The following is an 8,557-nucleotide window of genomic DNA, read 5'->3' as shown; positions in this document are numbered from 1 at the left end:
GACCGCTGCCATCGGAATAGTCGGTGTGGTAGTCGTCTACCAGCGTCAGGTTGCCCTCCGGGGTCAGGGCACCAGCGGTTTCATCCGTGACTGTGACAACATCTTCCTCCACGACTTCCGGCAGAACAGGCTGCTCCACGGGGGCGGCTTCGCCCTCGAAGGCAAAGGCAGGAGCCGCCATACCAGCGCACAGTGCCGCCGATACCAACAGCGCACCCAGTTTCTTAATCTTCATCTGCACCGACCTCCTTCTCAAAAGTTGCACCCACAGCGGACAGCGCAGCCGGGTTCGGGGTAGTGGTGGCCGACTGCCGCAGCAGGGCGGCAAGCTGTTCCGGCGTGACCTTTGCAGTCCGCACCATCTCGTTGACCTCGGCAGAATCCTCTTCCTGAATGCGCCGCTCCAGGATCTCAATGCGGTTGTTCAGTTTGATGCGGCGTTCCTTCTCTTTTTCCAGCATCGCTCGCAGCTTATCCGATTTTTCGCTCATAAAACTCCTCCAATCATTTTGAAAGCCGTCCGAACCCGGCGAGATGCTTCTCCCAGTAGGACGAGTGAATGTTTGCGTACTTGATGGGATCGCCAGCGGACACCATCATGCCGTTGCCGAGGTAGATGCCCACATGACTTTTTCCGGGGGTATCATACGTTCCCTCGAAGAAAACAAGGTCGCCGGGTTTTGCCTCGGCTTCGGAAATGTGCTGGCTTTTGTTCCACAGACCGTTTGCCGTAGTGCGCCCCACATCGTAGCCGTTCTGATTGTAGACCCAGCAGACATAGCCGCTGCAATCGAAGCCTGTTTCCGGGGTGGAACCGCCCCAGACGTAAGCTGTGCCCACATACTTTTGGGCTTCCTTGTAGATGGCGGCAAATTCGCTGTTGGTTAGGGCTTCTGCCGGAACCTGATAGTCGATGCCCGGTGAGCCGGAGCCATCGGAGCCACCGGGCGGCAGTCCGCCATTAAAGAGGTAAGGTCTGCCACCCAAGGTATCTTGAAAAATTTCGTACCGTTTCCACTGGTCGTTGTCCAGTTCCTCCCGGATAACGACCTCCAGCCCTTTATTCACCAGCTTTGTGTGAAAAATTCGATACTCATAGGGGACTTGCACGGTGTAGGGGATGCCAGTAAAAATGTCGATCATCACTACCGTGCGGTACCGGGTCTGGACTTCCACCCATGTGGTCAGCTTGTATTGCTTGGCAAACGTCTCCTTGAGTTTTGCCTGCACCTCGCTGCGGGTGTAGTCGTCATAGAGCGTGGTCAGAAACGAAGTCAACTGCCACGGGTCGTGCTCAATAGCATCCAGATGGTATCGGTATTCGTCATAGCCGGGGTGGTCGGTGGGGGTACGCTTGATCTTTTTATCCAGTTCCTTTTCCAGCTTCTTGTAGTCGGTTTCGGCTCCCCGGATGTCCCGGTCCTCTGCGGTGTAAATGGTCTGCCCAGATACCTGCGTGGTGCCGGAGAACAGAATGGAACAGGACGAAAACGCTGACATGACCAGCAGCAGGAGCAAAAGAAAAACGCCCACGATCAAAAGAACGTGTGCGTTGCTCTTTGCAAAATTGGCAATGCCGTTGACTGCGGTGCTGACCACCAATCTTCCTTTGTCGATGACCTGCTCCATGCCGGACTTTGCAGCAGGAACACCACCAGATGCAGCTTTCTGACCGCCTGCGGTCTGCGCCGCTGTGCGGCCCGACCGGGTTGCGGCACGGTAGCTTTTCTGAATATCCTGTTTCTGCCGCCATCGTGAGAGCCAGTTGGAGCCGCCCTCGCCGGTGCAGGATGCGCCTGCATCTTGTGCCGCAGTCGGCTCCTGCGGGAAAGATTTTGCGGTTCGGGCGCCTTTCTTGCCTTGCATCTTGGCTTTCTTTTTCAGCTTTCTGGCGTAACGGCTCTTGGAAATATCGTGGGTAGTCTCAGCGGCTTTTTCGCCCTCGCTTAAAGCCTGCGTGCCCACATTATCGTCCTCGTACTGGTCAACCTCCCGATGCACCGCAGACCGGGCGGCAGCGGCGGCATACATAGCACGTTTCTGCTGCTTTGTCATGCGGGATGCTTCATCCGGGGTGATCTCGGCTTTGCCAAAACGCAGATGCTGGGATTTCTCCGCAGCTTTGTCTGCATCCTGTTTCAGTTTCTGCTTTTTGGGCACCGACTGCTCCACTTTAGACTTTTTCGGAGGGGAGCGTGTAGCCGTGCGCTCCTTTTCCTCCTCGAATTTCAGCTTCGGCTGTTTCTCACTCATGCTTTTGCGCCTCCGCGACTTCGGAAAGGCGGGTCGTAAGGATGCGGTAGAGTTCAAGGTCTTTCGGGAAGTGGTCAACAAAGGGCAGGATCACGTTACCGAAAAACAGCAGCCCTTCACCTTCGCCGGAGTGGGTCACATAGGAAAGCTGATGGGGCGAGATGTTGAGCTGCTTTGCGAGAATCTGTCGGTCTCCGTTGGCCTGATTGAGCATATACACAAAGTCCGAGTTCTCAAAAATATTCGATACTTCGGGACTTGCCAGCAGATCTTTGACGTTCTGCGTTAGGGCTGTCGGGATGCCGCCCCACTTACGGAAACGCTTCCAAATCTCCACAGAATAAGCGGCAGTCTGCTCTTCCTTCAAGAGCAAATGGAACTCGTCTGCATAGTACCGGGTGGATTTTCCGGCACTGCGGTTGGCGGTCACGCGCCCCCACACGGCATCCTGTACGATAAGCATACCGAGTTTCTTCAACTGCTTGCCAAGCTGCTTGATGTCAAAACAGACAATGCGGTTATTGATATCCACGTTGGTGTGGTGGTTAAAAATGTTCAAACTGCCCTTGACGTAGATTTCCAGCGCAGCCGCCACATGGCGTGCTTCCGGTTCGTCTTGCGTCAGCAGGGCGTTGTACAGATCTTCCAACAGCGGCATATTTTCTGGGGTGGGATTCTCGAAATACTTGCGATAGATTACATGGACGCAGCGGTCAATGACCGTCTTTTCCACCGGCTGTAACCCTTCTTTGCCGCCCACCACCAGTTCGCACAGGGACAGTACAAAGTCGGCTTTCAAAGCCAGCGGGTTATCCTCTTCCGAATAGTTGCTGTTGATGTCCATCGGGTTGATATACTGGGTGCTGGCAGGGCTGATGTGGATGACCTGCCCATGCAGACGCTCCACCAGCGGAGCGTACTCTGCTTCCGGGTCGCAGATGATGATATCATCGTCCGTCACGAGGAACGCATTGCAGATCTCACGCTTTGCGCTGAAGGATTTACCGGAACCGGGAGTGCCCAAAATCAGACCGTTGGGGTTCTTCAGCTTTTTGCGGTCAACCATAATCAGGTTGTTGGACAGGGCGTTCAAGCCATAATACAGGCTTTCCTTGCCGTTATCGAACAGTTCCTGCGTGGTAAACGGCACAAAAATTGCCGTACTGCTGGTGGTCAGGCCGCGCTGAATCTCGATCTGGCAGTCTGCCAGCGGCAGGCTGCTCATCAGCCCCTGCTCCTGCTGAAAATCAAGGCGGCATAATTCGCAGTTGTGCTTCTGCGCAATGCTGACCGCCTGAAACACGTTGGTTTCCAGTTCCTGCTCAGTCTTGCCGGTGTTCAGGACAAGGAACGTCACCAAAAACATTCTCTCGTTCTGACTCTGCAATTCTTTCAGCAGGGCTTTTGCGTCCCGCCCATAAGTCGCCAAATCAGACGGCAGCACGTCCATGTCGTATCCGGCGCGAACAGCTTTTTTCTGCTCTTCGATCTTGCTGCGGTCGAGTTCGGTGATGGTGTGCTTGATGGTTTTGATGGCCTTGTTCTGGTCAACAGACTGGATGTGCATGGTAACGATCTGGCTGGAATCCATGTCCAGAAAATCCTTCAGCAACTGGTCACTCAGGTCAGAAGCCGTGATATTCAGGAAGCTGACCGCCCCGAAGATGCCGCCCATCTGAAAGGTACGGCTGTTCTTAAACGCCAGTGCAGTGGGTGCAATGGCATCCTTTACGGAAAGGCCGCTTTTTACAAGGTCTTTCCAGTTGAAGTGGAACTTGTTGGCACCGTCCATGTTCAGCATCCCGTGCATCAGCCGCAGGCGCTCCGTACCGTCCAGCGGCTTTGCCAGAACGCCCAACCTGTGAAAGTTGTTCATCAGGTCGTTCTGGATGTGCTCCAGCCGCGGCTTGACCTGCGCCATGCTGTCGCCCTCGATGCCGTAGGTCAGGAACTTGGTCTTTGTCAAGCCGTTGTTGCCCTTGGAAAGCTGCTGCCGCAGCATCTGGCTGTACTCGGCGCGCACATCGTCAAAGCCATCCTGCTGGTACGGGATGCGGATGGACTTTTCAAAGTCTGCCGAATCGGTGGCGGTATTCACAAAGGACAGCTCAAAGTGGATAGAGCTGTCGAAAAAGTTGAGAAAACTGCACCATTCCTCAAAGATGGCGGTCTTGTCCTCCTGCTGCGCCAACTGATAGTTGATATCCTGATACTGGATGGTGCGGGTGTAGTAGCCGGGACGGACACGGCAGGTACCGTCCTCAAACATCCGCTGGAACGGGATGCTTTCCTGTGCCGTGTGGGGCACTGTGGGCTTGGGCGGCTTTTTGCCGTCTTTATTCTTTTTCAGAAACGGAATCATGGGCGTCATCTCCCTTCACAAGCAGTGCATAGTAATTGCGGGTCTGGTACGGACGCACCTTCGGGCGAACAAAGCGCGCCTGAAAGTAGTACCGCAGGATCTTTTCAGCCGGCTGACCGTTTTTCTGGTACATGGCCAGAAAGAACATGGGCAGCATGACCGCCATCATGCCGAGGGTAGCACCGGAATTGCCAGCGGTGTCCCGCAGAACAAAGAACAGCGGCACGCCTACGACTGCCGCTGCACCAAAACAGATAAGCTGCCGGGCGGTCAGGTTGAAGGCTACTTTGGACTTCACCTTGCTGAAATCGCGCGGCACGGAAATATAAGCTGCCAAAATTTCACCTCCGAATCAATGGGCACCCAGCAGAGTTTTGGCGACAGAGCTGGTCTTGAACAGCGAGAAGCAGAGCAGCACCGTGTACCCCACGATGCTCCAGATCGAGTTGATGGCATCCCCGGATATTGCAACATTCTGGAGCAGAACAGCGTAGATCGCCACGCAGATCAGAATCAGGAAACCCTGAAATCCCAGCGCGAACAGAGAACGAAGATAGTTCTGTCCCACATGGGATTGCTCGTGGTTGCCCCATGTTGCCATGGGCACCGGGGCAAGGCTGACCATCATGTAGATCTCAATCATTCTTCCGTAGACGATGACGAAAATCACGATGGACAGGATGCGCATAGTGATGCCGATGAAGAAGGACTGCAAGAACAGCCCGAACAGTGGGCCTACGTCCATCTGCATCATGCTGGATTGCAGCATGGAAAGCCCGATGTCGTTGACCCTTGTGTTGCCGGAAATAATGCCGCTGGAATTTGCCACCACCTGCTGCGTCACGTCGAACACCGCCATGATGATATCGAAAGTGTTGGAGATCATCCAGACCGAAATGGAAGTTTTGAAGATCCATTTCATCAGCAGCGCAGGCTCAAATTGTGCCATGTTGTTGTGCTGTGTGATCATCTCGATCAACTCATAACAGGCGATGAAGGTCAGAATCACGCCTGCAATGGGAAGCACTACGTTCCGGGACAACGCCTCGATCATAGCGAAAACGCGCGGTTCAAAATTGGATGGTTTGGTGCCGACCTGCTGTGCGATGTTGCCCACTTGGGTGTTGACGTCATCAAACAAGCCGGAGAGATTGGACATGATCGCCGCTGTCAGCAGTGACTTGATCCAATCGGAGATTGCTTTGAGAACAGTTTCCACTCAGCGCCACCACCCATCAAGAAAAATGGTTGATAAGGGTCTTGAGCAGGTTGAGCAGAAAAATAAGGTGAGTCAGAATCTGCATAATAGCACCATCCTTTCAAAATAAAGGTGAATATTCGATTTGCAATGCGTTTCCTCTTTATAATAAGAATCCGTTTGCCACGGAGGGGCTGGAAATGCTTGCAAGTAAATATGTACGGGGCGGCAAACGCCGCCCGGAAAAGATCAGCCGAACAGACCACTCAGCAGGGGGATCAGAGTGATGCCAATCAGGGCAACACCGCCGCCAGCCATGAGCTGCTTCATTCCCTGACTCTTGGCAGAGGGGTTATCGCCGCCGTAACCTTCCATGAGGTTCACAGCACCCCACACGCCCAGACCGGCACCCAGAGCAACCACCAGAGTCTTCAGAACGTCCACTGCACTGTTAAAGAATTCCATAGTAAAATCTCCTTTGGTTTGAAAAAAGCGACCCTGCACACACCTGAAATCCATTTGTTAAAGCGCCGTAAGCTGCGGCGAGAGTTAATTTACTGGCGTACTTATGGGTCAAACTGTGTTTATTGCGAGAGCGAATTAGCCGAACAGACCAGACAGCAGAGGAATCAGGGTGATGCCCACCAGAGCAACGCCGCCGCCAGCCATGAGCTGTTTTATCCCCAATTAGGTGTAAAACTCTGCTCGATGGCGGGCGGCGGCGTACAAAAAATCTATATGGTGTTTTTTAGAGAACCGTCCCGGCGGGACAGGTCAGGCAGTGACCTGTTCCACCTCCGGGATGGGTTTGAGATTAAAATGAATTTCGATAGAAATGTGTCTTGTTTTATCTTCGTCAATGCGTTCATGCACGACGATTTCTTTGATTAAGCGGTTAAGGGTGGCTGCGTCCAGCTCTGTGATGTTGGCATATTCCTGAATGGCTTCCACCCATTGTTTTGCGTCATTGGCAAGCTGGACTTCATCAGACAGCCGCTTTCTGCCCTCGGACACTTTTGCTTTAAGCTCCGTCTGCTCGGTCTGTGTCTTTTCCAGCATGGTGTTGAAATTCTGCTCACTGATACGCCCTGCAATCATATCCTCATAAAGCCGCATGACCATTTTGTCCAGAACCTCAATCCGTTCCTCGTCCCTTGTAAGGGAGCGTTCCATTGCTTCCCGCTGTTCCCGCTGCTCTGCTTCACAGGTATTGGTCAGGCGGTCGGCAACCGCTTCCCCGTCCATCAGGGCAGCTCTGGCACATTCCCGGATTTTCCGCAGCACATGGCTGTAAAGGGTGTCATAGTCAATCCGGTGCTGGGTGCAGTGGTTCTTTCCAAAGGCGTTGTAGGTCTTGCAGGAATAAATCCGCTGGGGATGTTTTGCGTTTGTGTAGCGTACCGTCAGCGACTTCCCACACTCGCCGCATTTTAACAATCCGGCAAACAGGCTGATTTCATCGGTCTGCCCCGGACGCTGGCGGGATTTCAGCTTGTTCTGCACAATGTCAAAGCTCATGCGGTCAATCAGCGGTTCATGCTGTCCCTCCACCACAATCCAGTCCTCCGGCTTCTTTTCCCCAATTGTGCCGATTTTGAAACGGTAGTCTTTTTTCTGGGAAGCAATCGCACCGGTGTAGACGGGATTCATCAAAAGGTCTTTGATAACGGAGAAGTCCCACATATACCGCCCGTTTTCCGGGTCTTTCTTTTCCCATTTGGTTCGGGTGTTGCGAAGCCCCCGTTCCCGGTTCCACCATGTGGGGCAGGGGATTTTTTCTTCCTCCAGCCGTCTGCGGATATAGTTCGGACCATGACCGTTCAGGGCATATCCGAAAATCAGCCGCACAATCGGGGCGGTTTCCTCGTCAATGAGCAGATGGTTTTTGTCCTCCGGGTCTTTCCGATACCCAAACGGGGCAAGACACCCGGTAAACTGTCCTTTCTGCGCTTTCAGAAGATAAGAGGAATGGACTTTCTTGGAAATATCCTTGCTGTACATCTCATTCAGGATATTCTTGAACGGGGCGATATCGTTGTTATCCCGCAGGGTGTCGATACCGTCATTCATGGCAATATAGCGGACACCGTTTCTTGGGAAAAAGTCCTCAATCAAATGCCCGGTTTGCAGATAGTTACGCCCCAGTCGGCTGAGGTCTTTCGTGATGACAAGGTTGATTTGCCTGCGCTCAATAGCTCTCAACATCCTCTGTAAATCAGGACGCTCCATATTAAGACCTGTGAAGCCATCGTCCTGATAGACTGCCACAACCTCCCATCCCTGCTTTTCGCAGTATTTTTCCAGCATATCCCGCTGGTTGGCGATACTGGCACTTTCGCCTTGCAGGTCATCGTCCTTTGACAGCCTGCAATAGACCGCCGCACGATAGCCCCCGGCAAGTGCCGAACCGATTGTTCTGTATTCCATTTCGTTCATCATAGCCATTTACCCACACAATCCAGACGGTATCTGGCTCTTTTGAACCTCATCTTCATTATAGCCTATATCTTTCTTTTTAGCAAGATATTCTTTTGTATTTATTTTACCGTATTTCTGGGAAATCAGGCTGACGAACACATCGGTTGCGTCCAGTTCCCCGTCAAATACAGTGGTCACATGAATCTCTGTTTTGTTTTTTGCCATAGGCAGTTATCCTCCATACATGAAAATAGCCAGACAGAGGGTGTCGGCAACGAAGTCCGGCAACGGGCTTCAAAAGACCTTGCAAACAATCTCAATCTGGC

At 52.9% G+C, this 8,557-nt stretch carries 8 protein-coding genes and 2 pseudogenes; all 10 read right to left on the bottom strand.

The features are described 5' to 3' along the window. Positions 1-235 (bottom strand): annotated as a pseudogene (locus J3350_RS03130) (hypothetical protein); the annotation flags it as partial. Then, the gene (locus J3350_RS03125; protein WP_207685626.1) at positions 225-491 is read right to left on the bottom strand and encodes a DUF4315 family protein; all 267 of its coding nucleotides are present in this window, start codon (positions 489-491) and stop codon (positions 225-227) included. The pseudogene J3350_RS03130 and the gene J3350_RS03125, both read right to left, overlap by 11 nt. A gap of 13 nt (positions 492-504) precedes the next feature. Further along, positions 505-2,253, bottom strand: coding sequence for a C40 family peptidase (locus J3350_RS03120; protein WP_207685625.1), 1,749 nt, complete (start codon positions 2,251-2,253; stop codon positions 505-507). Beyond that, the gene (locus tag J3350_RS03115; protein ID WP_207685624.1) at positions 2,246-4,615 is read right to left on the bottom strand and encodes a VirB4-like conjugal transfer ATPase, CD1110 family; all 2,370 of its coding nucleotides are present in this window, start codon (positions 4,613-4,615) and stop codon (positions 2,246-2,248) included. The genes J3350_RS03120 and J3350_RS03115 overlap by 8 nt, the downstream gene beginning before the upstream one ends. Then, a complete protein-coding gene (locus tag J3350_RS03110) occupies positions 4,590-4,952 on the bottom strand; it encodes a PrgI family protein (RefSeq protein ID WP_044960449.1) in 363 nt (120 codons plus the stop codon). Before J3350_RS03110 ends, J3350_RS03115 begins: the two co-directional genes overlap by 26 nt. Before the next feature lie 15 nt (positions 4,953-4,967). Continuing rightward, positions 4,968-5,834 carry a VirB6/TrbL-like conjugal transfer protein, CD1112 family gene (locus J3350_RS03105; RefSeq protein WP_112116535.1) on the bottom strand — a complete coding sequence of 289 codons (867 nt, stop codon included), beginning with the start codon at positions 5,832-5,834 and terminating at the stop codon, positions 4,968-4,970. Between the two features lie 228 nt (positions 5,835-6,062). Further along, positions 6,063-6,278, bottom strand: coding sequence for a Maff2 family mobile element protein (locus tag J3350_RS03100; RefSeq protein ID WP_015565185.1), 216 nt, complete (start codon positions 6,276-6,278; stop codon positions 6,063-6,065). A gap of 135 nt (positions 6,279-6,413) precedes the next feature. Then, positions 6,414-6,497 (bottom strand): annotated as a pseudogene (locus tag J3350_RS03095) (Maff2 family mobile element protein); the annotation flags it as partial. Between the two features lie 90 nt (positions 6,498-6,587). Then, positions 6,588-8,258: a recombinase family protein gene (locus J3350_RS03090; RefSeq protein ID WP_055262334.1), complete on the bottom strand. Its 1,671-nt coding sequence runs from the start codon at positions 8,256-8,258 to the stop codon at positions 6,588-6,590. Then, a complete protein-coding gene (locus J3350_RS03085) occupies positions 8,259-8,456 on the bottom strand; it encodes a hypothetical protein (protein ID WP_003533377.1) in 198 nt (65 codons plus the stop codon). Positions 8,457-8,557: the final 101 nt, after the last annotated feature.

This window comes from Faecalibacterium sp. Marseille-Q3530 (assembly GCF_017377625.1).
Taxonomy (GTDB): Bacteria; Bacillota; Clostridia; order Oscillospirales; family Ruminococcaceae; genus Faecalibacterium; species Faecalibacterium prausnitzii_E.
Note: the sequence above shows the minus strand (reverse complement) of the source record. Positions and strands in the feature narration are given on the sequence as shown.

What these genes read in the sequence shown, in the direction of transcription:
- J3350_RS03125 (WP_207685626.1), bottom strand. Translation starts at nt 491, where the DNA reads ATGAGCGAAAAATCGGATAAGCTGCGAGCGATGCTGGAAAAAGAGAAG.
- J3350_RS03120 (WP_207685625.1), bottom strand. Translation starts at nt 2,253, where the DNA reads ATGAGTGAGAAACAGCCGAAGCTGAAATTCGAGGAGGAAAAGGAGCGC.
- J3350_RS03115 (WP_207685624.1), bottom strand. Translation starts at nt 4,615, where the DNA reads ATGATTCCGTTTCTGAAAAAGAATAAAGACGGCAAAAAGCCGCCCAAG.
- J3350_RS03100 (WP_015565185.1), bottom strand. Translation starts at nt 6,278, where the DNA reads ATGGAATTCTTTAACAGTGCAGTGGACGTTCTGAAGACTCTGGTGGTT.
- J3350_RS03090 (WP_055262334.1), bottom strand. Translation starts at nt 8,258, where the DNA reads ATGGCTATGATGAACGAAATGGAATACAGAACAATCGGTTCGGCACTT.
- J3350_RS03085 (WP_003533377.1), bottom strand. Translation starts at nt 8,456, where the DNA reads ATGGCAAAAAACAAAACAGAGATTCATGTGACCACTGTATTTGACGGG.